The organism is Aureimonas ureilytica, assembly GCF_001475935.1.
Lineage (GTDB): Bacteria > Pseudomonadota > Alphaproteobacteria > Rhizobiales > Rhizobiaceae > Aureimonas > Aureimonas ureilytica_A.
Map to the genome: position 1 here is coordinate 138780 of NZ_LDQA01000001.1, position 23650 is coordinate 162429.

At 60.6% G+C, this 23650-nt stretch carries 22 protein-coding genes; 13 read left to right on the forward strand and 9 right to left on the reverse strand.

From position 1 onward, the window contains the following. Positions 1–6: 6 nt before the first annotated feature. Positions 7–135, reverse strand: coding sequence for a hypothetical protein (locus NS365_RS25175; RefSeq protein WP_275477498.1), 129 nt, complete (start codon positions 133–135; stop codon positions 7–9). Between the two features lie 203 nt (positions 136–338). On the opposite strand from NS365_RS25175, the gene coaD reads away from it, so the two are divergent. From coaD to mazG, 13 genes are all read left to right on the forward strand, one after another. Further along, positions 339–833, forward strand: a complete 495-nt coding sequence (gene coaD, locus NS365_RS00600) for a pantetheine-phosphate adenylyltransferase (protein ID WP_058598332.1) — start codon at positions 339–341, stop codon at positions 831–833. A gap of 19 nt (positions 834–852) precedes the next feature. Next, a complete protein-coding gene (locus NS365_RS00605; protein ID WP_058598333.1) occupies positions 853–1395 on the forward strand; it encodes a peptidylprolyl isomerase in 543 nt (180 codons plus the stop codon). Positions 1396–1495: 100 nt separating this feature from the next. After that, complete coding sequence (locus NS365_RS00610; protein WP_058598334.1) at positions 1496–1966, forward strand: peptidylprolyl isomerase; 471 nt, start codon at positions 1496–1498, stop codon at positions 1964–1966. Positions 1967–1978: 12 nt separating this feature from the next. Further along, positions 1979–3061, forward strand: coding sequence for a tRNA preQ1(34) S-adenosylmethionine ribosyltransferase-isomerase QueA (gene queA / locus NS365_RS00615; protein WP_058598335.1), 1083 nt, complete (start codon positions 1979–1981; stop codon positions 3059–3061). Next, entirely contained in the window at positions 3058–4197 is a 1140-nt protein-coding gene (gene tgt, locus NS365_RS00620; protein WP_058598336.1) for a tRNA guanosine(34) transglycosylase Tgt, read from the forward strand. Before queA ends, tgt begins: the two co-directional genes overlap by 4 nt. A gap of 217 nt (positions 4198–4414) precedes the next feature. Then, positions 4415–5620 carry a septal ring lytic transglycosylase RlpA family protein gene (locus tag NS365_RS25180; RefSeq protein WP_058598337.1) on the forward strand — a complete coding sequence of 402 codons (1206 nt, stop codon included), beginning with the start codon at positions 4415–4417 and terminating at the stop codon, positions 5618–5620. Positions 5621–5738: 118 nt separating this feature from the next. Then, positions 5739–6896: a D-alanyl-D-alanine carboxypeptidase family protein gene (locus NS365_RS00630; protein WP_058598458.1), complete on the forward strand. Its 1158-nt coding sequence runs from the start codon at positions 5739–5741 to the stop codon at positions 6894–6896. Beyond that, positions 6893–7588, forward strand: a complete 696-nt coding sequence (gene tmk, locus NS365_RS00635) for a dTMP kinase (protein ID WP_058598338.1) — start codon at positions 6893–6895, stop codon at positions 7586–7588. The genes NS365_RS00630 and tmk overlap by 4 nt, the downstream gene beginning before the upstream one ends. Continuing rightward, positions 7588–8637, forward strand: a complete 1050-nt coding sequence (locus tag NS365_RS00640) for a DNA polymerase III subunit delta' (protein WP_058598339.1) — start codon at positions 7588–7590, stop codon at positions 8635–8637. Before tmk ends, NS365_RS00640 begins: the two co-directional genes overlap by 1 nt. 87 nt (positions 8638–8724) lie before the next feature. Next, positions 8725–10272 (forward strand): methionine--tRNA ligase, encoded by a 1548-nt coding sequence (gene metG, locus NS365_RS00645; protein WP_058598340.1) that lies wholly within the window; start codon positions 8725–8727, stop codon positions 10270–10272. After that, the gene (locus tag NS365_RS00650) at positions 10272–11069 is read left to right on the forward strand and encodes a TatD family hydrolase (protein WP_058598341.1); all 798 of its coding nucleotides are present in this window, start codon (positions 10272–10274) and stop codon (positions 11067–11069) included. The genes metG and NS365_RS00650 overlap by 1 nt, the downstream gene beginning before the upstream one ends. A gap of 8 nt (positions 11070–11077) precedes the next feature. Next, complete coding sequence (locus NS365_RS00655; protein WP_058598342.1) at positions 11078–11887, forward strand: MBL fold metallo-hydrolase; 810 nt, start codon at positions 11078–11080, stop codon at positions 11885–11887. Between the two features lie 173 nt (positions 11888–12060). Then, positions 12061–12924 (forward strand): nucleoside triphosphate pyrophosphohydrolase, encoded by an 864-nt coding sequence (mazG, locus tag NS365_RS00660; RefSeq protein ID WP_058598343.1) that lies wholly within the window; start codon positions 12061–12063, stop codon positions 12922–12924. A 75-nt stretch (positions 12925–12999) separates the two neighbouring features. Here mazG and hflX read toward each other — a convergent pair whose 3' ends face one another. The 8 genes from hflX to NS365_RS00700 all read right to left on the reverse strand — a co-directional run bounded on the left by hflX (position 13000) and on the right by NS365_RS00700 (position 23553). Further along, positions 13000–14325 carry a GTPase HflX gene (gene hflX / locus NS365_RS00665; protein ID WP_058598459.1) on the reverse strand — a complete coding sequence of 442 codons (1326 nt, stop codon included), beginning with the start codon at positions 14323–14325 and terminating at the stop codon, positions 13000–13002. A 54-nt stretch (positions 14326–14379) separates the two neighbouring features. Then, positions 14380–14628 carry an RNA chaperone Hfq gene (gene hfq / locus NS365_RS00670; protein ID WP_058598344.1) on the reverse strand — a complete coding sequence of 83 codons (249 nt, stop codon included), beginning with the start codon at positions 14626–14628 and terminating at the stop codon, positions 14380–14382. Between the two features lie 178 nt (positions 14629–14806). Next, a complete protein-coding gene (gene trkA, locus NS365_RS00675; RefSeq protein ID WP_058598345.1) occupies positions 14807–16183 on the reverse strand; it encodes a Trk system potassium transporter TrkA in 1377 nt (458 codons plus the stop codon). Between the two features lie 19 nt (positions 16184–16202). Continuing rightward, a complete protein-coding gene (locus NS365_RS00680; protein ID WP_058598346.1) occupies positions 16203–17564 on the reverse strand; it encodes a sigma-54-dependent transcriptional regulator in 1362 nt (453 codons plus the stop codon). Further along, positions 17564–19816 carry a sensor histidine kinase NtrY-like gene (locus tag NS365_RS00685; RefSeq protein ID WP_058598347.1) on the reverse strand — a complete coding sequence of 751 codons (2253 nt, stop codon included), beginning with the start codon at positions 19814–19816 and terminating at the stop codon, positions 17564–17566. Before NS365_RS00685 ends, NS365_RS00680 begins: the two co-directional genes overlap by 1 nt. 73 nt (positions 19817–19889) lie before the next feature. Beyond that, on the reverse strand, positions 19890–21338 hold the full coding sequence (gene ntrC / locus NS365_RS00690) for a nitrogen regulation protein NR(I) (RefSeq protein WP_058598348.1): 1449 nt from the start codon (positions 21336–21338) through the stop codon (positions 19890–19892). Then, positions 21338–22483: a two-component system sensor histidine kinase NtrB gene (locus tag NS365_RS00695; RefSeq protein WP_058598349.1), complete on the reverse strand. Its 1146-nt coding sequence runs from the start codon at positions 22481–22483 to the stop codon at positions 21338–21340. The genes ntrC and NS365_RS00695 overlap by 1 nt, the downstream gene beginning before the upstream one ends. Before the next feature lie 2 nt (positions 22484–22485). Beyond that, positions 22486–23553 (reverse strand): tRNA dihydrouridine synthase, encoded by a 1068-nt coding sequence (locus NS365_RS00700; protein ID WP_082684328.1) that lies wholly within the window; start codon positions 23551–23553, stop codon positions 22486–22488. Positions 23554–23650: the final 97 nt, after the last annotated feature.

Sequence of the window (23650 nt, forward strand, 5' to 3'; positions counted from 1 at the left end):
GCGAGATCAACGCAGAATGCGACGCGACCGCGCGGCCACTTTTACCCGCGACTTGTCGGCCTCGTTATGAACAGCCACTGCTGTTGCGGTGACCAGGGAAGCAATCATCGCGAAAGAGAGTGCGAGAACCAGCATCTTCAAATCTCCGAATTCACTGCAGGAACGTAAGGATTTGTTTATTCGTTCCCAAGGGGTGGTGAGCTTTTATGTCTCACTGTTCCCCTTCAAGAGCGGTGCTGTCCTCATCCTGTGGTCGCAATGGTTGGGGAAGTGCGAAACGAGATTGCCGATCGGGAATTCGCCGCAGGGAGTTTGATGAAATGGTTAGCGGAGGGCGAATGCGCCGGATTGCTTTGTTCGCGGGATCGTTCGATCCGTTGACCAACGGTCATCTGGATGTGCTGACACAGGCGTCACGCCTGTTCGATCGGATCGTCGTCTCGATCGGAATTCATCCGGGAAAGGCGCCTTTGTTTTCGGCCGACGAGCGGGCGGCGCTGGTTCGCCGAGCCTTAGAAGCCGAGCGTCTGGATGCAGAGATCGTCGTCAGCTTTTTTCAGGGTCTGACGGTGGACGAGGCACATCGCCATGGTGCCACCGCGCTCCTTCGGGGCATTCGCGATGGCGGTGACCTCGACTACGAGATGCAGCTTGCCGGAATGAACGCCCGACTTGCGCCGGATGTCGGCACCCTCTTCCTGCCCGCATCGATCGAAACGCGGCCCATAACGGCCACATTGGTTCGTCAGATCGCAAGTCTTGGAGGCGATGTTTCGGCTTTCGTTCCGCCTGTCGTCGCCGAGGCTTTACGTGAGAAATTCGTTCGGCACTGATGCCGACATGGAGTTTGGTATGAAGTTGTTTGCCTCGATCGGTCTGGCCGCGATGATGTTGGCCTCGTCGGCCCTGCCCAGTCTCGCGCAGGGCGCCGAGACGATGGTCATCACCACGGACAAGGGTGAAATCGACATCAAGCTCCGCCCCGATCTGGCTCCCAAGCATGTCGAGCAGATCAAGACCTTGGCCAACCAGGGCTTCTATAATGGCGTGGTCTTCCACCGTGTGATCGACGGCTTCATGGCCCAGACCGGCGACCCGACGGGCACCGGCATGGGCGGCTCCAAGCTTCCGGATTTGAAGGCGGAGTTCTCGAAGGAGCCCTTCAAGCGCGGTACGGTCGGGATGGCGCGGGCTCAGAACCCGAATAGCGCGAACTCGCAATTCTTCATCATGCTGGGCGACGGCGACTTCTTGAACGGCCAATACACCGTTGTCGGCGAGGTGACGAAGGGCATGGACGTCGTCGACAAGATCAAGAAGGGCGACGAGGCTCGCAACGGCCAGGTCTCGAACCCGGACAAGATGGAAACCGTGAAGGTCGTCGCGGCTCAGTGATCGTTCCGTCCCCTTGCCAGCGCGCAGGGGATCGGCCAAGGAAGCGTATTGAAATGGCCTGGCAGGTCCAGGCCATTCTTCGTTTGACCAGGAGGAAGGCATGACCTTCGAAAACCCGGAAGACACCCTCGTCCTCGAAACAACGAAAGGCCGCGTCGTGATCAAGCTCCGGCCTGATCTGGCGCCAGGGCACGTCGCACGCGTGAAGGAACTCGCGCGCGAGAAGTTTTACGACGGTGTGGTCTTCCACCGCGTGATCGACGGATTCATGGCTCAGACGGGCGATCCCACGGGCACCGGCACGGGCGGCTCGTCCAAGCCGGACCTCAAGGCGGAATTCTCGGCCGAGCCGCACAAGCGCGGAACGGTTTCGGCTGCGCGTACGGCCAACCCGAACTCGGCCAACTCGCAGTTCTTCATCTGCTTCGAGCGCGCGCCTTGGCTGGATCGTCAGTATTCGGTCTGGGGTGAAGTGATCGAGGGCATGGAAACGGTCGACCAGATCAAGCGTGGCGAGCCGGTTCGTGATCCCGATTCGATCACGACCATGCGCGTTGCGGCCGACCTGTAAGGTTCGGTTCGAATGCGGGTCGATCTATTCGATTTCGACCTCCCGGAAGAGCGGATCGCCCTGCGACCCGCTCTTCCGCGCGAATCGGCGCGCCTCCTCCTTGTTCCCGAACAGGGTCCGCTGAGCGATAAGCGGGTCGGTGATCTGCCCGGTCTGCTTCGGGCAGGCGACGTTCTGGTGTTCAACGACACCAAGGTCATTCCCGCCCGCCTCAACGGCCTTCGTCGCCGGGACGGACTGCCCGAGGGACAGGGTGTCGCCGAGATCGAGGCCACCCTTCATCTTCGTCTCGATGGCGGGCGCTGGAAGGCATTCGTGCGTCCTGCCAAGCGCGTGGCCGTGAGGGATGTCATCCGCTTTCAGGGCGTTGGGCAGGTGATCCTGTCGGGAATGGTCGAAGAGCGAGGCGAGGGCGGCGAAGTTACCCTTGCGTTCGATCGATCGGGTCCAGATCTCGATGCGGCCATCGCCGAGATCGGTCACCTTCCGCTGCCGCCCTATATCGCATCCAAGCGGGGCGAGGACGAGCAGGACCGTACGGACTATCAAACCATCTATGCTCGCCATGATGGGGCGGTGGCTGCGCCGACAGCCGGCTTGCATTTCACGCCTCAACTTATGGAAGCGCTACGGGCGGCAGGCGTTGAGTTCGAGTATGTGACGCTTCATGTCGGGGCAGGGACGTTTCTCCCGGTGAAGGCCGATGATACGTCGGCGCATCGGATGCACCATGAATTCGGTTCGATCGACATCGCCACCGCCGAACGGCTGGCCCGTGCCAAAGCGGAAGGTCGACGGGTTGTGGCTGTCGGTACGACTTCCCTTCGCGTTCTGGAGAGCGCGGCCCAAGGCGGCGTCATCGCGCCCTTCCACGCGACGACAGATATCTTCATTACGCCAGGCTATGCGTTTCGCGCCGTTGATGCGCTTCTGACGAATTTCCACCTCCCGCGATCGACGCTTTTCATGCTCGTGTCCGCTTTCAGTGGTTTGGATCGCATGCGCGATGCCTACCGCCACGCGATCGAGACGGGCTACCGCTTCTATTCCTATGGGGACGCCTGCCTTCTGGAGCGTTCCGAGGCCACCTCATGACCGTCACTGAATTTGGTTTCCGTCTTCTCGCCAAGGACGGCAAGGCGCGTCGCGGCGAGATCAGCATGCCGCGTGGCACGATTCGGACGCCGGCCTTCATGCCCGTCGGCACCGCTGCGACCGTAAAGGCGATGTATCTCGATCAGGTCCGGGAACTCGGCTCGGACATCATCCTCGGCAATACCTATCATCTCATGCTGAGACCGGGTGCGGAGCGCGTGGCTCGGCTGGGTGGCCTGCATGAATTCGCGCGCTGGCCCTATCCGATCCTGACCGACTCCGGCGGCTTCCAGATCATGTCGCTGGCTAGCCTTCGAAAGATGAGTGAGCAAGGCGTGACCTTCCGCTCGCATGTGGACGGTTCGGTCCACGAGCTTAGCCCCGAGCGGTCGATCGAGATCCAGGGGCTTCTCGACGCCGACATTCAGATGCAGCTTGACGAGTGCATCCGTCTACCCGCCGATCGCAACGAGATCGAGCGTGCGATGGAGCTCTCGCTGCGCTGGGCGGAGCGTTCGGCCATCGCCTTCGGCACTCAACCCGGCAAGGCCATGTTCGGCATCGTGCAGGGCGGTGACCAGCCCGATCTTCGAATCCGCTCGGCCGAACGGCTTACGGCCATGAACCTCAAAGGCTACGCGGTTGGTGGGCTGGCGGTCGGCGAGCCGCAGTCGGTGATGTTGGAGACGCTGGACGAGACGCTTCCTTCCTTGCCTGTGGAGAAGCCTCGTTATCTCATGGGCGTGGGCACGCCCGACGATATTCTCCAATCGGTCGCCCGTGGCATCGACATGTTCGACTGCGTCATGCCGACGCGGGCCGGGCGGCATGGTCTGGCTTTCACGAAGGACGGGCGTGTCAATCTCAAGAACGCGCGTCATGCCGAAGACCCAAAGCCGTTGGACGAAACATCGGATTGCCCGGCCACGCGAGACTATTCGCGAGCCTATCTGCACCACCTCGTGCGAGCTGACGAAGCTCTGGCGGGTATGCTCCTGACTTGGAACAATCTTGCCTATTATCAGCGTCTTATGGCCGAGATGCGTGAGGCGATCGAACTGGGCCGCTTCCAGGATTTCGCTGCGGAAACCACGGCAAGATGGTCTCGCGGCGAAGCCGCCCGGAAAGCGGCCTGATCTCTCAGCGATCGAAAATCCGGTTTCGCGTCAGCTCCGCGCTTCACAAAGAGTGGGGATAAGTGGCCCATGCCTGGGGAAAGACGCTACGATTCGCGCCTGGGTATTTTCGACAACTTGATCCTGCTCTTAAATTCTTCGTAAGTTTTTAGCGCGAGGGAATGAAGGACGACACTGGATGCGGCGCGGCGCATCCTTTCGGGGGACACGATATCTGATGGTCAAAGCCGAAGCCACGTCACGCGGCCGACAGGTCTTGTTCGTATCGACGCTTTGCATTTTCGGCCTCGGCCTGTCCGGCTGCCAGTCGACGTCCTCTTCGACGCATTCCACGCAGGAGGAACTGGCGCCCGAGGACGACGCGCCGATCTTCAGTTCGAGCATCTTCGGCGTGAAAGCGAGCCCGCGCGTCACCCGGTCGAAAACCGTTCGCAAGGGTGGTGGGCGCGACCAGACGGGCAAGCCCTACATGGTGAAGGGCAAGTGGTACTACCCGAAGGAAGAGCCGGGCTATTCGAAGTCGGGAACGGCGTCTTGGTACGGCGCCAACTTCCATGGCCGTCTGACGGCCAATGGCGAAGTCTACGACATGTATCATTTGTCGGCGGCTCATCCGACCTTCCCGCTGCCGTCCTATGCCCGCGTCACGAACCGAAAGACGGGGGCGTCCGTCATGGTCCGCGTCAACGATCGCGGTCCTTATGTCCATGATCGCGTAATGGACGTGTCGTCGCGTGCCGCTCAACTGCTCGGCTTCCAGCATGATGGCGTTGCTGATGTGAAGGTCGAATATGTCGGGCGGGCGCCGCTCGAAGGTGACGATACGCCCTATCTCATGGCGTCCTACCATCCTGGAACCGTCAAGCCCGAGGACGCAGGTCTTTCGTCGGGCGTGATGGTCGCGTCGAAAACCGAAAGCTCGATCTGGCCGTCCTTCCTGACCGCGGCTTTCAGCCCTCAAAAAACCGAAGCGCCCCTTGTCGCGTCGACACGCAGCTTGGCGCGCCCTGCCGTCCGCGTCACGCCTAAGGCTGGCGCGCGGGTTTCGACCCCTAAGCCGTCTTCGATCGAGGATCTGATCGATACATACGATTCGAGCACGCCGCCGAGTGTTACACTGCCCAAGATCGCCTTGTCCTACGCCGCCGGCGCCGCTACGGGCTCACGGGCATTGGACGCGATTTCGCATATGACGTCGAAGGTCTCGGCTGCTAACCGTATCGAAATCGGCCGCGTCGATGATATCTCGCAGCTCTTGACGCTCGAGAATGCGGCAGCAGGATATGGCGAGATTGTCGAACAGAAAAGCGCCGAAGGATCGTCCTTCACGATGGTCATGGCCGAAGGGCAGAATGTCGAGATCGGTCTTCGCCGCCTGTGGAGCGCCGGCTTCGAGGATGCCTTCGCTCTGCGAGACGAGTGACATCAGCCGATCGGATCGTAGCGACCGGGTATTGGTTCGGTACATGAGGCAACTCGTGGCCGTTCGCAGGCGGGTTTCGGCATTGAGCCTCTCTCACTCATGCCTGCCGACTCGCTGGATGGGCATATCCCTCGCATTGAGCCTCTTCGGCGCGCCAGCTCAAGCGCAAACCCAGGACGCGCCGTTCTTTACGGATACGGTGGCACGTGGCGCGCTGATCATGGATGTGGAAACGGGCGGCATTCTTCTGGAGAAGAACGCCGATGAGCCGTTTGCGCCCGCGTCCCTTGTCAAGCTCATGACAGCCGACGTAGCTTTGTCAGCGCTCGCGAGCGGTCGGATCAATCCCACTGACGCTTATCCTGTCAGCGATCATGCTTGGCGGACCGGAGGTGCGCCTTCACGCACGGCCACCATGTTTGCCGCCGTGCGATCGAGCGTGCCGGTCGACGCGCTTGTCAAAGGTCTTGTTATCCAAAGCGCGAACGATGCCGCCATCATCCTGGCAGAGGGAATGGACGGCTCGGAAGCGGCCTTCGCTCAGCATATGAACCGTCGGGCCGCCGAATTGGGGCTTTCGAACTCGTACTTCGTCAATGCGACAGGTCTGCCGCAGGAGGGGCAAAAGACGACGACCCGCGACATGGCGCTTTTAGCTCGAAACATTCAGATCAGCTATCCGGAGCCTTACAAGCTCTATGCGCAACCCGAATTCGAATGGAATCGCATCCTTCAGCGCAACCGAAATCCGCTCCTACGCCTCAATATGGGTGCGACCGGTCTGGCGACGGGGTTTGCCGAAGATGAGGGATATTCCATCGTCGCGGCGACGGAGAAGGACGGTCGCAAAACGATCGTCGTCTTGTCGGGTTTAGAAAGTGATGCGGCCCGCACCAAGGAGGCGGCACGTCTTTTCGAATGGACGGCGACGAATTTCGAGCGTCGGTCATTGTTTTCCGCCGGGCAGGTGTTGGGTCAGGCTCAGGTCTTCGGCGGAACGACTGGGTATGTGAATGCCGTTCTGGAGAGCGGCGTAGATCTCTACGTGCCGAGAAAGCGCACCGATCTGGTGACGGCTCGAATCGTCTATGATGCCCCGCTCATGGCACCGCTTTCGAAAGGAACCAGGATCGGCAGCCTGAAGATTTCCATTCAGGGGCGGCAAGTTCTGGAGCGGGACGTGTTTGTGGGGGACGGTGTTGCAGAGGGCGCCTTCAGCGCGCGGGCTGCCAGCGCCGTCAGGGAACTGGCGTTCGGTTGGGTCCGCAGACTATGATGGAGGCCTCCAACGCGATTGGCCGGCAGCCGGGTTTCTTCGTGACATTCGAGGGCGGCGAAGGAAGTGGCAAGACGACCCAGATCTCCCGCTTGGCGGCCTATCTTCGATCGCAAGGCGAGTCCGTTTGCCAGACACGCGAACCGGGCGGAACGCCGGCCGCCGATGTCTTGCGCGACATCATTCTGTCGGGGAGAGTGAAGGAACTCGGTGTCGAGACCGAAGCTCTCCTCTTCGCAGCGGCGCGTCGGGACCATATCGAAGGCGTCATCCTGCCCGCTCTGTCTCGCCAGGAGGTGGTGCTGTGCGATCGATTTCATGACTCCACGCGCGTTTACCAAGGCAGCAAGGCGGGCCTTGAGGCATCGACGCTCAGCGTGATCGAGGCTGCGACGCTGGACGGCGTTCTCCCTGATATGACGGTGATTCTCGACATCCCCGCTGTGAAAGGCTTGGAACGCGCTGCCTTGCGGCGTGGGCAGGAGAAGGCGGACCGGTTCGAGAGCGAGGGAATCGAACTCCACGAGCAAAGGCGCGCCGCGTTTCTCGCGATCGCCGCGCGCGAACCCCATCGCTGCATGGTGGTCGATGCGACGCGGGATATGAACTCGATCGAAGCGGAGATCCGAGCCATCGTCTTAGAACGCCTAGCTCGCAAGCGGCGCGGCTCGACGGCAGGCGGGCCCGTCTGATGTCATTTGCTCCGGTTCCCGGCCATGACGACATCGACGATGTGCCGACGCCCGCCGAGCGTATGAAGCTTCTGGGCCGGCAATCCGAGTGGAAGGAACTGGAAGCCGCCTTGGCATCCGGCCGCATGCATCATGCCTGGCTGTTTCAAGGGCCGGAGGGGGTGGGAAAAGCGACCACGGCTCTCGCCTTCGCCCGCCGCCTGTTGGGCGGGCCGGAGGTCCTATCGGGTCGGTTCGAAGGTGAACCCGAGTTTCTCCCGAACCACCCGATCGTGCGGCAGATCGGGCAGGGTAGCCATCCCAATTTCCTCCATATTCGCCGACCCTCGAACGACAAAGGCGACGGCTTTCGCACCCAAATCACGGTGGATGAGATCCGTCGGCTCAACCATTTTTTTCGCAGCACGGCGGCCGATAGCTGGCGGATCGCTTTGGTCGACCCGGCGGACGACATGAACCGAAATGCCGCCAACGCGCTGCTTAAGATCTTGGAAGAACCACCGGAGCGGTCGATCTTTCTGATCGTCAATCACGTGCCGGGGCGACTTCTGCCGACCATTCGTTCGCGAGCCAGAACCCTTCGCTTCTCGCCTTTGGCGGAAGATGCGGTCCTGCAAGGCCTCTCCGAGACTCTGACGGGCGAAGATGCCTCGTCTCTGGCAACCGCCGCACGGCTTTCCGGTGGCAGTCTTCGAACCGCCTTTCATCAAGTCTTATCGGGCGGCCTCGAGATCGCGGGCGAGATCGATCGACTATACGGGGCGGCTCGCCCCGATTGGCGCCATGTTCAGTCGCTTGCCGAAGCGCTGACGCAGAAGGGGCGCGAAGAAGCGTGGGCTCTAGTGCGGAACGGCTTGTTCGACCGCGTTGCGGCTGAGGCCCGACAGGCTCAGGAATCCGGCGACAGCGGACGGGCCACGGCTCTGGCTGCCTTTTGGCAGAGCGAGTCCGCGCGCTGGCTGGAGGCGGCAGCCTTCAATTTGGATCGCAAGCAAATTTTGATCACGTTCGCTTCGAAATTGGCAGAGGTTCGCGTGCCGAACCGCTGAGGACGCATCACCGTTTTGTTGAGAGGTGGGGCGGGATGGGTTATTGCCCGTTGAGTTTGACCGATTCCAGCAGGCAAGACGATCGATATGGCTGAGACCTTTTATCTGACCACCGCGATCTCTTACCCGAACGGACGTCCGCATATCGGACATGCCTACGAGCTGATCGCAACGGACACGATCGCCAGGTTCAAGCGGCTCGACGGCTACGATGTCCTGTTTCTGACGGGGACGGACGAGCACGGTATCAAGATGCTCCAGACGGCCCGCAATCTGGGAATCGAACCGATCGAACTGGCCACCCGCAATTCGGGCGAGTTTCAGGAGATGGGTCGCCGTGTCGGCAGCTCCAATGACGACTTCATTCGCACGACGGAAGCGCGTCATCGCAAGGCCAGTCAGGCGATCTGGAACCGCATGGTCGATGCGGGGGACATCTACAAGAGTTCCTATGCGGGTTGGTATTCCGTCCGCGACGAAGCCTATTACGCCGAAGACGAAACGCGTCTGACCGAGAGCGGCACGCGCATCGGACCTCAGGGAACGCCGGTCGAATGGGTGGAGGAAGAAAGCTATTTCTTCCGCTTGTCCTCTTTCGGGGATCGTCTGCTGGCGCATTACGACGCGCATCCAGATTTCATTGCTCCCGTGGAGCGGCGCAACGAGATCGTCTCTTTCGTGAAGTCAGGCCTGCGCGATCTCTCGATTTCGCGGACGACGTTCGATTGGGGCATTCCCGTGCCGGGCGACGAGCGGCATGTAATGTATGTGTGGGTCGATGCGCTCACCAACTATCTCACAGCGACCGGCTATCCGGACGAGGGAGAGCGGAGCCGCTTCTGGCCGGCTGACCTCCATGTGATCGGCAAGGATATCGTCCGATTCCATGCGGTTTACTGGCCGGCCTTCCTGATGTCCGCAGGAATCGAACTGCCGAAGCGGATTTTCGTCCACGGCTTCCTGTTCAATCGCGGGGAGAAAATGTCTAAGTCGGTCGGAAACGTCATCGATCCGATCGCTCTGGTCGATGTCTATGGCCTGGACCCGTTCCGCTACTTCCTGCTGCGCGAGGTTCCATTCGGCCAGGACGGCAATTATTCGCACGAGGCGATTGTCGGACGGATGAACTCCGAACTCGCCAACGATCTCGGAAATCTCGCTCAACGCTCGTTGTCGATGATTGCCAAGAATTGCGAGGGTAGGGTGCCCGAGCCTGGCTCGTTCACGGAAGCCGATCACGCCATCCTCAATCAAAGCGGTCAACTGCTTCAGCAATGTCGCGCGGCGGTCGATCGGCAGGAACTGCATACGATGCTGGCGACGATCGTCGCGACCGTTTCGGAAACCAATCGCTATTTCGCCGCGCAAGAGCCGTGGGTCCTGCGCAAGACCGATCCCGCCCGCATGGGAACCGTTCTGTATGTGACGGCCGAAGTGGTGCGTCGCGTCGCCATTCTTCTGCAGCCCGTGATGCCGGACTCCTGTTCCAAGCTTCTCGACCTTCTTGCGGTCGACGCGAAGGAGCGTGGTTTCGAAGCGCTGGATCACGGGACAACCTTGCAAGCTGGGCTGGCCTTGCCGGCCCCCGTCGGCGTTTTCCCTCGGTTCGTCGACGCGGAAGCGGGCATGGCCTGATGTCGCTTCCCTTCCTGGTCGATAGTCACTGCCATCTGGATTTCCCCGAGTTCGAGCCCGAGCGTGATGACATCGTTGCGCGAGCTGGCGCGCAAGGGGTTGGGCTGATGGTGACGATCTCGACTTATATCTCCAAGCTTCCGTCAATCCTTGCCATCGCCGAGCGCTATTCCAACGTGTTCGCATCCGTTGGCACGCATCCTCTCAATGCGGGGAGCGAGCCCGATGTTCCGACGCAGCACATTGTTCGTCTGAGTCAGCATCCCAAAATCGTGGCCATAGGCGAGGCGGGTCTCGACTATTTCTACGATCGCGCGCCTCCTGAAGTTCAGAAGCGGGTTTTCATCCGACATATCGAAGCCGCACGCGAGACTGGTTTGCCGCTCGTGATCCACGCGCGAGACGCCGATGCCGATATGGAAGCGATCCTTTCGCAGCAGAGCGCGATCGGACCGTTTCCCTTCGTCCTCCATTGCTTTTCGTCCACGCGCCGTTTGGCGGAAGTCGGCGTGGACCTCGGAGGATATGTCTCGTTTTCCGGTATCCTGACTTTCAACAAGTCGGACGAAATTCGAGCCATTGCGGCAGATGTTCCGTTGGATCGTCTTTTGGTCGAGACGGATGCGCCATATCTCGCGCCCCCGCCGCACCGCGGTCAGCGCAATGAGCCGGCTTATGTCGCTCACACCGCCCGCAAACTGGCTGATGTGAAAGGCGTATCGGTGGACGACGTGGCGAAGCAGACGACGGATAACTTCTTTCGCTTGTTCAGCCGCGCGCCGGACCTCCGGTCCTAGGAGGCCTCATGTCGGACCTCCTGCGCCTCACCATCCTGGGATGCGGCAGTTCGCCGGGGACACCGCGCATCACCGGGGATTGGGGGGCGTGCGATCCGAGCGAGCCGAGGAACCGGCGGACCCGTTGCGCAGCCATGATCGAGCGGATCGCTCCCAATGGGCGCACGGTCGTGGTGATCGATTGCGGCCCGGATTTTCGCGAGCAGATGCTCCGAGAAAAGGTCCAACGCCTCGACGCGGTGCTCGTCACGCATCCTCATGCCGACCATTTTCATGGCATCGACGATATACGAGGTTTTTTCCTCGATACGGGTCGCCCAATCGATCTTTACGCTGACAAGGCCACTTTCGTCCGACTGAATGAGGCCTTCGGATATTGCTTCCGGACCCCGGACGGGAGCGCTTATCCGCCCATCGTCCAGCATCGAACCATCACCGCACTGGAAGCTTTCTCGGTGCACGGTCCCGGCGGCTCGATCGAATTTCTGCCGTTCGACCAAGAGCATGGTTCGATCACGTCGCTCGGGTTTCGGATCGGTCCGATATCCTATTGCAGCGATGTCAGCCATTTCTCCACAAGCGCCTGCCATGCGATCGAAGGCTCGACACTGCTGGTGATCGACGCGTTGCAATACAAACGGCACCCCAGCCATCTATCGCTCGATCAGGCCCTGGAGTGGGTTCGGCGCCTTGAAGTCGATACGGCGCTGCTGACCCATATGCATACGCCGCTCGATTATCAGACTCTTGTGCGCAACTTGCCGTCGCATGTGAAGCCGGCTTACGACGGGATGCGGCTCGAATTCGCCTTGGATTGATGGGCCCTTGCATCCCATCCGTCCAAGCAGCGAACATGGCTGAAATAGTTCCATAATCCATATTATGAGAACATACTCATGCGCTGTCAGACCGGCCGCGGTGCAAGGTCTGCCCTTGACCTGCGATGTGCTGGAGTTCACCACCCGATCCGAATGTGCCAAGGAGTTGGGGAATGCAGCCGTCACGTGACACGATGCGTCTCGTTGAGATCATGAAGGCTCTGAGGCATCCGGAAACCGGATGCCCGTGGGACATCGAGCAGAGCTTCGACTCGATCATTCCTTATACGATCGAAGAGACATACGAGGTGGTCGATGCGATCGAGCGGCGCGATCCCGACGATTTGAAGGAAGAACTGGGCGACCTCCTGCTTCAGGTCATCTACTACAGCCAATTGGCTGATGAGGCTGGTCTCTTCTCCTACGAGGACGTGGTGGATGGGATCACCCGCAAGATGATCCGCCGGCATCCTCACGTCTTCGGCGATGCCTCGGCGCGCAACGCGCGCTCGGCCAAAGGGCAATGGGAGCGGATCAAGGCCGAGGAGAAGCAGGAGCGCGCCGAGGCTCGCATGCGCCGTCGCGACACCAGGGCCGACACTGAAGCCACATCACAGGATTGGTCGGGAACCGATGAGATCGGCGCCGGTCTTTTATCGAGTATCCCCGGCGCACTGCCATCACTGACCTTGGCGAGAAAGATCCAGGAAAAAGCTGCCACCGTCGGGTTCGACTGGACCACGCCGGAGCCGATCATCGCGAAGCTCCGCGAGGAGACGGCTGAGTTTGAAGCGGCTGCCAATCTGGACGAGAAGCGCGACGAACTGGGCGATCTCCTGTTCACGCTCGTCAATCTGGGCCGACGCTATGACATTGATCCCGACGCAGCTCTGCGTGGCACGGTGTCGAAGTTCCGGTCGAGATTTCGAGTCATGGAACGGGCTGCGGCGAGTCGTGGGATGAGCCTCAGCGACATGTCGCTTAATGAACTGGAGGCGCATTGGGTGGCCGCGAAGGCTGAAGCACACTCTTCGTAGCCATGTCGTAAGTGGAAGATTCGTCGGGATCGACCTTTCAAAACTCGATCCCGACGCTGAGAAAGCGCGATAGCTTCAGTCGATCCGAATGTTGGGATAGCGCGATCCCAGCCGATGAAGGTCGGAACGGGCTTGCCGCGTCAGGTCCAGAACGAGATGAACGCCGCCGTCCTCCAAATCTTCGCGCGCGCGAACAATGGAGTTCTCATAGACCCAAGGCAGAACATTCATGCTGTCCGAGGGAACGTCGAGTTCCAGCACCTCAGCCTTGCCGGCAATACGCCGCTCGATCTCCGCCAAGAGCTGTTCAACGCCCTCGCCCGAAAGCGCCGACACCATATGGATCGACGGGCCTTGTGAATGCGACGTTGCTGTCTGCGTCAGGTGGACGCGAGCCGACTCGTCGAGCCGATCGATCTTGTTCCAGACCTCGATCACGTGATCGGGGTCGTCGGTATCGACATCGAGATCCTTCAGGATTTTCTTGACGTCGCCTGACTGAGCCAGACTGTCGGGGTCGGACATATCGCGGATATGAAGAATGATGTCCGCTTCGATCACCTCTTCCAAGGTCGCTCGAAAGGCCGCCACGAGATGCGTCGGCAGGTCGGAAATGAAACCCACCGTGTCGGACATGATGACTTCCGTTCCATGCGGAAGCGTGATGCGACGAAGCGTTGGGTCCAATGTGGCGAAGAGCAAGTCCTTGGCTAGAACGTCCGCACCCGTGACCTTATTGAACAAGGTCGATTTGCCCGCATTCGTGTAGCCCACCAGGGCGATCACCGGATGCGGTGTCTTCTTGCGCTTGGCACGGTGCAGGGTCCGCGTTTTACGAACCTGCTCCAATTCCTTCTCGAGCTTCTTGATCTTGTCCTGAAGCTGCCGACGATCGGCCTCGATCTGGGTTTCGCCGGGTCCACCGAGAAAGCCGGCACCGCCTCGCTGACGCTCAAGGTGGGTCCAGCTTCGAACGAGCCGCCCACGCTGATAATTCAAATGAGCGAGTTCGACCTGAAGCCGGCCTTCCTTCGTGCGTGCGCGCCGGCCGAAGATCTCGAGGATAAGCCCCGTGCGGTCGAGAACCTTGGCATTCAGTTCTTTCTCGAGATTGCGCTGCTGAACCGGGGTCAGCGGATGATCGACGATCACCAGACCGATCTCCTCGGCGGCGACGAGCCCCTTCAACTCCTCGACCTTGCCTGAGCCGATCAAGGTTGCGGGCTGGGCCTTCGCGACAGGGATGATCCCGCGCGCGACGATCTCAAGATCGATGGCAGCCGCCAAACCTTCCGCTTCGATCAGACGATCCTCGTCCGACCGGCGAATGATGTCGGCGCCTTCCTCAGGCCTGCCCCGCTCCTTGAGCACGGGTACGAACACCCCTGCCCTGGTTGCCACCTGCTTGTGTTCGATCGGCGCCTTGGCGCCCGCCGCTTTGTCGAATTCAGTCAATCAGATCTTCCCGCCGTCTTCGTTGCCATCGTTCATGTTCACTGGCTGCGATGGCATGATCGTAGATATGGCGTGCTTGTAGACGAGTTGCGAGTGCCCATCCCGCCGGAGAAGCACGCAGAAATTATCGAAGGAGGTCACGACACCCGTGAGCTTGACGCCATTCACGAGGAAGATGGTGAGAGAAATCTTTTGTTTGCGAACCGTATTGAGGAAAAGGTCCTGCAAGTTCGGGAGACGTTCTGCCATGAGGTTGATCGCTCTTCTTGGCTTGTCCGATGCTTTGGCGCACCGAAACGTGCTTGTTATCGTTTGACGAACGCGATTGCTGCTACGCGGTCAGTCACTGTCGAACATTCACCTGATTCGTTTCAAGCACATGACAGGACTCCGCGTCGGGAAAGCAGCTGGGAAACGAGATAGCCCACTAAAAAAACTCGAGGCTGACTCGGAAAAACTGCTCCACCTGTCGAACGGCGGTGGATTTGACGAAGATGACGACATGGTCCTTCGCCTGAATTCTCGTTTGGGCGTTCGGTCTGATGAAAATCCCGTTGCGCGACACCGCGCCGATACGCAGTCCATCGGGAAGTTGCAGTTCGTAGAGCGGTCGCCCGACCAGAGGTGAGGTATCGAGCGCTTCTACTTCGATCACCTCCGCCACGCCATTCTGAACCGAATGAACGGCACGAATACGCCCGCGACGCACATGCTGGAGAACGCGGGAGATAGTGACCGATTTCGGGTCGATGACGGCGTCCACGCCAAAGCTTCGGGACAATTCGTGATAGGTGCGCCCGTTCAGAAGAACGAGATTGGACTTGGCACCGAGACGCTTGGCAAGCGCGCTCGACAGGATATTCACCTGATCGTCGTTTGTCAGAGCCACCATCAGGTCCGCATCGGAAATGTCGGCTTCCTGCAGGATGGCTGGATCGAGAGCGCTTCCGTGGAGGACCGTAACGCGTTTGAGTTCGTCGGCCAATCGATGCGCTCGCGTGGCGTCGGCTTCGATCACCCGCAGCCGTTTGGACGTCTTCTGGCGTTCCATGGCGCGCGTGAGCGCAAGCCCGACATTGCCCCCGCCCGCGATGACGATGCGGCCGGCCTCCGGCTCTTCATGCCCGAACAACACGAGTGTTCTTGCCACATTCGCCTGTTCGACCACGACATAAGCCAGATCGCTGGCATACAGCTGGTCGGCCGAGTTCGGAATGAAGAGGTCGCCGTCGCGAAAGATGCCGACCACGGTGGCGCCGAGATCGGGAAAGAGCGCCGAAAGCTGGCCGAGCGGCATGTTGAGGATTGGGCACTCCTCCCGGCATTCGATCGCGAGGAGCGCGACCGTGCCGCTGGCAAAGCGTACGGAATCGAGCGCACCGGGAAGGGCGATGCGGCGCATCACCATCTCGGCGACTTCGATCTCCGGTGAGATGACGACGTCGATCGGCAGCTGGTCGGTCGCAAACAGCGTCTGCCAATGCGGCTGGAGGTAGGGCTGGGATCGGATACGGGCGATCTTGAGCGGCACGTTGAAGATCGAATGCGCCACCTGACAGGCGATCATGTTCACTTCGTCATGCAGCGTCACGGCGATCAGCATATCGGCTTCCGCCGCCCCGGCTTCGGCCAAGACGTCCGGGTAAGCGCCGTGCCCGACAATGCCGCGCGCGTCGATCCGCTCACGCAAAGCATTCACCAGAGTGGGCGACGTGTCGATGACCGACACGTCGTTCTGCTCGGCGGCCAAGCGCTCGGCTATGCCGTATCCGACCTGCCCTGCCCCGCAAATAACGATCCGCACGGTGTGGATGACCCTTGGTTCAGATCCCGAGGGACTTCAGCTTGCGATGGAGAGCCGAGCGTTCCATGCCCACGAACTCCGCCGTGCGTGAGATATTGCCCCCGAAGCGATTGATCTGAGCGACGAGATATTCCTTCTCGAAGACTTCGCGGGCGTCGCGCAGAGGAAGCGCGAGGATGCGTCCATCCGACTGACTGGGGGTTCGCGGCAGCATGTCGCTGACCTCGCGCGGCAGCATATCGGCGGAGATATGATCCGAGTCGTCCTGGCGCGACAGGATCATCAGCCGTTCGATATTGTTGCGCAGCTGGCGGATATTGCCGGGCCAGTCGCTCGACTGGAGCACGGCCAGCGCTTCCGGGCTGAGAGCCTTCGGCTTGATGCCGGTCTGCTCACCGATCTGCTTCATAAAGGCTTCGATCAGCATCGGAATGTCGGCGCGCCGCTCCGCCAGCGGCGGTACCATGATCGGCACGACGGCGAGACGATGAAACAGGTCTTCGCGGAACGAACCCTCGGCGATCAACGACTCGAGATTCTGGGCGGTCGATGAGATGATGCGCACATCGACCTTCACCTTCTTGGTGCCGCCGACGCGCTCGAATGTCTGGTCGGTCAGAACCCGCAGAATCTTGTTCTGCGTCTCGCGCGGCATATCGCCGATCTCGTCCAGGTAGAGAACGCCGTTATGCGCCTCCTCCAGCGCCCCGATCTTGCGCTCGACACCCGGCGGTGTGTCCGTGCCGAACAGCTCGATTTCCATCCGCTCCGGCGTGATCGCCGCCGCGTTCAAAACCACGAAGGGGCCCTTGGCCCGGCTGCTGGCAGCGTGAATGGCGCGCGCCACCATCTCCTTGCCGGAACCGGAAGACCCCAGAATCATGACGCGACTATTGGTCGGGGCGACGCGGTCGATGGTCTGCCGCAACTGGTTCATGGGTTGCGACTTGCCGATCAGTTCCGCCGAGTCGGACGAGCGACGCCGCAATTCCAGAATTTCCCGCTTCAGCTTCGAGGTTTCGAGCGCGCGTTCGGCCACGAGAACCAGACGGTCTGCTTTGAACGGCTTTTCGATATAGTCGTAGGCGCCCCGACGAATAGCGGACACGGCGGTTTCAATATTGCCATGGCCCGAAATCATCACGACCGGAATCTCGGGATGCTGAGCTTTGATCGCATCCAGCATGTCGAGCCCGTCGAGCCGGCTGCCCTGAAGCCAGATATCGAGGAAGATGAGACGCGGAGCACGGTCGGCGATGGCTTGGAGCGCCATGTCGGAATTGCTAGCCGTGCGCGTCTCGTGCCCTTCGTCTTCCAGAATACCGGCGACGAGTTCGCGGATATCGGCTTCGTCATCAACGACCAGGATGTCCGATGCCATCAGTGTTCACCATTCGTCTGATTGGATGGGAGGCCAGATCGCGTGTCCTGGCCATTGTTTGGTGTATGGGAGGAAGCCGGAAGGCGGATGCGAACCAAGGCGCCCTGCCGGTCGTCCGGCAGGTCATCCAGATCGATCGTACCGCCGTGCTCCTCGATGATCTTTCGAACGATCGCGAGGCCGAGGCCGGTGCCCTTTTCTCGCGTCGTCATATAGGGCTCCAAAAGCCGTTCTCGATTCTCTTTCGGGAAACCTTTCCCGTTGTCCTCGATCTCGATCACATGCATCTCGCCGCCCGGCGTTGCGCGAATTTCGATCCGGCCTCGATGGTTCTCCAGAGTCTCCATGGCTTCGACCGCATTCTTCACGAGATTGCCGAAGGCCTGCGAGAGAAGGCGCACATCGAAGGAACCTAGGAGCGGCTGATCGCCAAAACGGTTCTCGAAGACAATCCCGTGCTCACCCATTTCACGCATGAAGACGGCTTCGCGCAACGCCTCGCGCAGATCCTTGTCCTCCAGCTTGGGCTTCGGCATCCGAGCGAAGGTCGAGAATTCATCCACCATGCGCCCGATGTCGGACACCTGACGGATGATCGTGTCGATGCAACGATCGAACACTTCACGATCGCCTTCGATCGTCTTTCCGTAGCGCCGTCGAATACGCTCGGCCGAGAGCTGAATCGGCGTCAGCGGGTTCTTGATCTCGTGCGCGATCCGGCGCGCCACATCGGCCCACGCCGAGGAGCGCTGAGCATCCACGAGATCGGTGATGTCATCCAGAGTCACGACGCTGCGCTGACTTCCCTCGCCGCTTTCCTCCGACGTAACGCGGATGGTGAGAACACGCTCGCGATCCTTGGCGCGAAGCGTCACCTGCTCTTGGTGCTCGCGATGGCGCGAATGCTTGGCTGCTTCGTACACCGCATGGATCATCGGAAAGCGAGCCGCCAGAGACGTCCCGACCGCCTCGGCCGAAGACGTAGCGAGGATGCGCTCTGCGGACGGGTTCAACATGCTGATCGATCCGTCCGCGTCCACGCCCAGGACGCCAGCCGTGACGCCGGACAGAACGGCTTCCGTGAACCGGCGGCGCTCGTCGATCACATCCTTGGCGCTGAGCAGTTCGCTCCGCTGGCTTCGAAGCTGGCGGATCATATTGTTGAACGTGTTCGACAGGGAGCCGACATCGCCGTCCGAGGTTCGAACCGGCACCGAAACCTCGAGATTGCCTTCGCTGACCTCGTCCGCCGCGCCGATCAAGAGTCTGATCGGGCGCACGAGGCGATCCGCGACGCCGATGCCGGTCCAAATGGCCGATAACAAGACGATCAGCGTGATGCCGAGATAAAGCAGCGCGAAAGCGATCTGTAGGTTGAAGCGATTTTTCTCCAGGCCGGAATATTCGGCGGTGCGTTCTTCCATGAGACGCAGAGCGGCGATCACATCCGGGTCCACCACGCGAACCGTATAAAGGAAGACGTCCCCGAAGCCGCGCAGCCGCGTCACGGCCCCGACGAGGTTCGTGACGCCAGGAGGAATGAACACGAGGCTGCCTTGCGCTGCCTGTTCCAGCGCGTCGGTCGGTGGCACCGGCAGCGGCCGCTCGACGGGAATGTCGGCTCTCAGAAACGGCGTTCCGTCGGCATGGAGAAGCTGCGCGCCGAGAAGCGAGCGCCCTCGTGCCTGCTCGGTCATGAGATCGGCAAATCCCCTGCGATCGAGATCGAAGAGTTGTCGCTGAGCGCCGAGATCATAGGCCATCGAGAGCGTCGAGCCCTGCAGATTGCGGGCGTTCTCGTTGACATAGGCTCGCGCCACGCTGGTGGAGGACTCCACGATGGTGCGGGTTCGAATCTCGAACCAGCGGTCGAGACCGAGATCCAACGTAATGCCCGCGACGATCGCAACGAGTAGCGCAGGGATCGCCGCGACGATCGAAAACAGGATGACGATGCGCACATGGAGGCGCGAGGCGGCTTTTCCGGTGCGCCGGGCTCGCGTCATGCGCAGAACCTCCCGCCCGATCAACCCGCACAGAAGCAGCACGAAGAGGCCGTTCACGAGCGAGGCGATGCGGACCACCGTGTCCGTCGGCGCGATCGATGTCAGCCCCATCAGGACAACGAACGAGATCGCGCCGGTGATCAGCGCACCGGCTACGGCCAGGATGCCGGGGATCAGCATGAAGCGCCGACGCTCGCCGAGCGCCGGCAGCTCCACGTCATTGGGGATCGGATATGCCGCCATCATGCCACCACCTTAAACGGAAGTGACGGAGTTGCAACATATTGTGGCCGAAATGCAACGAAATTTCGATGGAATTTTAACGAATGGATCGAACGATCGAGATGTCGAGGTCGCGGATCTTCTTCCGCAGCGTGTTTCGATTGACGCCGAGGAGGTCCGCCGCCTTCACCTGATTGCCCCTTGTCGCAGCGAGCGCGGCCGCAATCAAGGGATACTCGACCTCTCGCAAGATCCGCCCGTGAAGCCCTGGCGGCGGGAGATCGTTGCCATAGGACGAGAAATAGTCGGCCAAGTATTTTTCGACCGACGCCGACAGGTCGATGGGTTTGCTGGCATCCGCGTCGCCGCCGAGAGACTTGGCGTGATCGTTCGAAAGCTCATGCTCGATCAGTTCGGCCGTGATTTCGTCCTGCGGATAAAGCGCGCAAAGACGGCGAACGAGGTTTTCCAGCTCGCGCACGTTGCCTGGCCAGGAGTAACGCCGCATCACATCGAGCGCGCCGGAGGTCAGCGTCTTTCGAGCCAGCCCCTCCTTCTGCACCATGGCAAAGAAATGGTTGGCCAGATCGCTGAGATCCTCGATCCGCTCGCGCAGCGGCGGCAGGCGAAGCGGAACGACATTGAGGCGATAGAACAGATCTTCGCGGAACAGGCCACGTTGGATGAGCTGCCTCAAATCCTTGTTGGTAGCGGCGACGATCCGAACATCGGTCGCGATCGGCGTGCGCCCGCCCACCACGGTATATTCGCCCTGTTGGAGGACGCGCAGAAGCCGCGTCTGCGCCTCCATCGGCATGTCGCCGATTTCGTCCAGAAACAGCGTGCCGCCTTCTGCCTGTTCGAAGCGGCCGCTGGTGCGGGTCTGCGCGCCGGTGAACGCGCCCTTCTCGTGGCCGAAGAGCTCGGACTCGATGAGGTCGCGTGGGATGGCCGCCATGTTGATGGCGACAAACGGGCCTTTCCTGCGACGGCCGTAGTCGTGAAGCGCGCGCGCCACCAGTTCCTTGCCGGTGCCGGATTCGCCCGTGATCGTCACAGTCAGATCCGTCTGCATCATGCGAGCGAGCGCACGGTAGATTTCCTGCATGGCGGGCGAGCGGCCGACGAGCGGGATGGTTTCGCCATTGTCGTCCGGGTTCGCCATTCGGGCCGGGTTCTTCGGCTCGGCCAAGGCACGTCGAACGATCGAGATGAGTTCCGTCAGATCGAAGGGTTTGGGAATGTAATCATAGGCCCCTTTCTCCGAGGCCTTGATGGCGGTCATGAACGTGTTCTGTGCACTCATGACGATGACCGGCAGGTCCGGCCGCGTGTTCTTCATCTTCGGAAGAGCATCGAAGACGCTGCCGTCCGGCATGAGAACGTCGGTGATCACGAGATCGCCGTCGCCGGCGCTGACCCAGCGCCAGAGGGTCGCGATGTTCGAGGTGACGCGGACCTCGAACCCGGCACGCATCAAGGCTTGGGAGATCACGGTTCGGATTGCGGCATCGTCATCCGCAACGAGAATTTGCGAGGTGGCCATTATCGCGTCCGTCTTCCCGTGGTCCGATTTGATGAGCTGTCAGTGATGTTCGAGTCGATCCAGGCAGGCATCAAAATTCGAAAGCTCGTATGCCCCGTATGGGATTCGCATTCGATAACGCCGCCATGATCACCGACGATCTTGGCGACCAATGCGAGCCCGAGGCCTGTTCCGCTTGGTTTGGTCGTCACGAACGGATCGAAAATGTGCTCGCGAATATCGTCGGGCACGCCGACACCATTGTCTTCGACGATGAATTCCAGCGGCAGGGTCACCCGCGACTTCGTGCCCGGCACCGAGAGACGCACGCCTGGCCGGAACGCGGTGGACAGCTTGATCTCGCCCCCTTCTCGGCCCGCCACGGCTTCGCTGGCATTTTTCAGTAGGTTGATGAAAACCTGAATCAGCTGGTCGCGATTAGCGTAAACCGGAGGCAGCGACGGATCGTAGGTCTCTTGGATTCGAATGCCGCGTGCGAACCCGCTTTTGGCCAGCGTTTTGACGTGTTCCAACACCGAATGGATGTTGACCGCTGACCGCTCGATCGGCCTTTGATCCGAGAAGACCTCCATCCGATCCACAAGTTTGACGATCCGGTCGCTTTCTTCTTGGATCAGACGCGTCAGGACGCGATCGTCGTCATTGGCGGAGGATTCGAGAAGCTGCGCCGCTCCCTTGATGCCTGACAAGGGATTGCGAATTTCGTGCGCCAGCATGGCTGCAAGCCCCGTCACCGTCCGCGCCGCCGAGCGATGTGTCAGTTGTCTGTCCATCTTGTCGGCGATCGATCGAAGCTGGACCATCACCACGACATGCCCTGGCTTCTCGCCGAGGCTCGAAACATAGACATCCACCAGCCGCTCGCCGCCCAGGCGAGGCGAGGAAACGTCCACACGGTATTCGCTGATGCGGGAATCGTGCTCGCGGACCTGATCGATCAATCCGAAAATCGGGCTGTCGTGCGGGATGAAGTGTCCGAGATCGCGCTTGGTCAGACTTGCCGAACTGGCCGAGAAGAACTGTTCGGCGTCCGAATTGACGAAGACGAATCCATTCGTCGGTCCCAGCACGAACACAGGATGCGGCAGGGCATTCAGAATGCCCATCTCGTTGGAGGAGAACGACGCACTCGCGTTGGTGGTCATGGTCACGCCGCTTTCCGCAGGGTACGAAGATCCGGGTCGGCATCGCCGATCGTGAGGCCGGCCAATAAATGTTGCAGTCCGCTGAGCACATGAGAGGGTTCGGTCTCGCGCAGCAGTAGGGCCTTTTGCGCATCGAAGGTTCCTATACGATCCAGATACCAGCCCAGATGCTTGCGGGCGTGGCGTAGCCCCGCCGCTGCGCCGTAATGCGAAAGCATCGCTTCGTAGTGGCTGCAGATAAGATCAGCCAAGCCGTGGCTCGCCAAGTCGGCCGGCGCACAACCAGCTAGATAGGCGGGGAACCAAGGGCGTCCGCAGACACCGCGTCCGATCATGACGGCATCCGCTCCGCTCTGCGCCAGCATGATGGGATGATCCATGCGGCTGACGAGATCGCCATTGGCGATGACGGGAATTGTCACAGCCTCTTTCACCTCGGAAATGGCGAACCAGTCGGCTCGGCCCTCGTAGAACTGATCCCGCGTCCGCCCATGGACCGTTACCCATGCAACACCCGCCATTTGAGCGCGCGCGGCGAGTTCCGGCGCGTTCAGAGACTGCCGATCCCATCCCAGACGCATCTTGAGACTGACCGGCACCCGCCCTGCCCCTTCCAACGTCGCCTCGATCAGGCGAAGAGCATGGTCGAGATCGCGCATCAAGGCCGAGCCTGACGCACCGCCGACCACCTTTTTGGCCGGACATCCCATATTGATGTCGATCAGTTCGGCACCCTCTGCGGCTGCAAGTTGTGCAGCCAGACGCATGGCATTCGCCTCACGCCCCGCCAGTTGGATGGCATGGCACCCTTCACCATCCGGGGCCATGCGCAGACGGCTATCTTCGTGCCCTTTGATCAGTTCCCCGCTCGCGATCATTTCGGAGAAGGCCAGCTTCAACCCGAACGATCGAACGAGACGGCGGAACGGCATGTCCGTGATGCCGGACAAAGGCGCTAGAACGACACGCGTGAATGCATCCGCCCCGCCGGAAAGGCGCGCGAGGAGGTGAGAATGAGCGGCATCGCTGTCATAAGCGGCAGCCGCAACGTTTGGCGCGTTTTCCATCATTGTTTCTGTACCATATCCGGGCATGCTTAAAAGACAAGCACACCTACGTTGACATGCACATATAATGTTGCGCTGCACGTATGCGCGGAGCGCACCC

What these genes read in the sequence shown, in the direction of transcription:
- NS365_RS00685 (WP_058598347.1), bottom strand. Translation starts at nt 19,816, where the DNA reads ATGATGGCGGCATATCCGATCCCCAATGACGTGGAGCTGCCGGCGCTC.
- NS365_RS25175 (WP_275477498.1), bottom strand. Translation starts at nt 135, where the DNA reads ATGCTGGTTCTCGCACTCTCTTTCGCGATGATTGCTTCCCTGGTCACC.
- tmk (WP_058598338.1), top strand. Translation starts at nt 6,893, where the DNA reads ATGATGGAGGCCTCCAACGCGATTGGCCGGCAGCCGGGTTTCTTCGTG.
- NS365_RS00695 (WP_058598349.1), bottom strand. Translation starts at nt 22,483, where the DNA reads ATGACCACCAACGCGAGTGCGTCGTTCTCCTCCAACGAGATGGGCATT.
- NS365_RS00655 (WP_058598342.1), top strand. Translation starts at nt 11,078, where the DNA reads ATGTCGGACCTCCTGCGCCTCACCATCCTGGGATGCGGCAGTTCGCCG.
- mazG (WP_058598343.1), top strand. Translation starts at nt 12,061, where the DNA reads ATGCAGCCGTCACGTGACACGATGCGTCTCGTTGAGATCATGAAGGCT.
- tgt (WP_058598336.1), top strand. Translation starts at nt 3,058, where the DNA reads ATGACCGTCACTGAATTTGGTTTCCGTCTTCTCGCCAAGGACGGCAAG.
- NS365_RS00700 (WP_082684328.1), bottom strand. Translation starts at nt 23,553, where the DNA reads ATGATGGAAAACGCGCCAAACGTTGCGGCTGCCGCTTATGACAGCGAT.
- hfq (WP_058598344.1), bottom strand. Translation starts at nt 14,628, where the DNA reads ATGGCAGAACGTCTCCCGAACTTGCAGGACCTTTTCCTCAATACGGTT.
- NS365_RS00650 (WP_058598341.1), top strand. Translation starts at nt 10,272, where the DNA reads ATGTCGCTTCCCTTCCTGGTCGATAGTCACTGCCATCTGGATTTCCCC.
- ntrC (WP_058598348.1), bottom strand. Translation starts at nt 21,338, where the DNA reads ATGGCCACCTCGCAAATTCTCGTTGCGGATGACGATGCCGCAATCCGA.
- NS365_RS00605 (WP_058598333.1), top strand. Translation starts at nt 853, where the DNA reads ATGAAGTTGTTTGCCTCGATCGGTCTGGCCGCGATGATGTTGGCCTCG.
- NS365_RS25180 (WP_058598337.1), top strand. Translation starts at nt 4,415, where the DNA reads ATGGTCAAAGCCGAAGCCACGTCACGCGGCCGACAGGTCTTGTTCGTA.
- NS365_RS00610 (WP_058598334.1), top strand. Translation starts at nt 1,496, where the DNA reads ATGACCTTCGAAAACCCGGAAGACACCCTCGTCCTCGAAACAACGAAA.
- NS365_RS00680 (WP_058598346.1), bottom strand. Translation starts at nt 17,564, where the DNA reads ATGGCATCGGACATCCTGGTCGTTGATGACGAAGCCGATATCCGCGAA.
- queA (WP_058598335.1), top strand. Translation starts at nt 1,979, where the DNA reads ATGCGGGTCGATCTATTCGATTTCGACCTCCCGGAAGAGCGGATCGCC.
- NS365_RS00630 (WP_058598458.1), top strand. Translation starts at nt 5,739, where the DNA reads ATGGGCATATCCCTCGCATTGAGCCTCTTCGGCGCGCCAGCTCAAGCG.
- coaD (WP_058598332.1), top strand. Translation starts at nt 339, where the DNA reads ATGCGCCGGATTGCTTTGTTCGCGGGATCGTTCGATCCGTTGACCAAC.
- NS365_RS00640 (WP_058598339.1), top strand. Translation starts at nt 7,588, where the DNA reads ATGTCATTTGCTCCGGTTCCCGGCCATGACGACATCGACGATGTGCCG.
- metG (WP_058598340.1), top strand. Translation starts at nt 8,725, where the DNA reads ATGGCTGAGACCTTTTATCTGACCACCGCGATCTCTTACCCGAACGGA.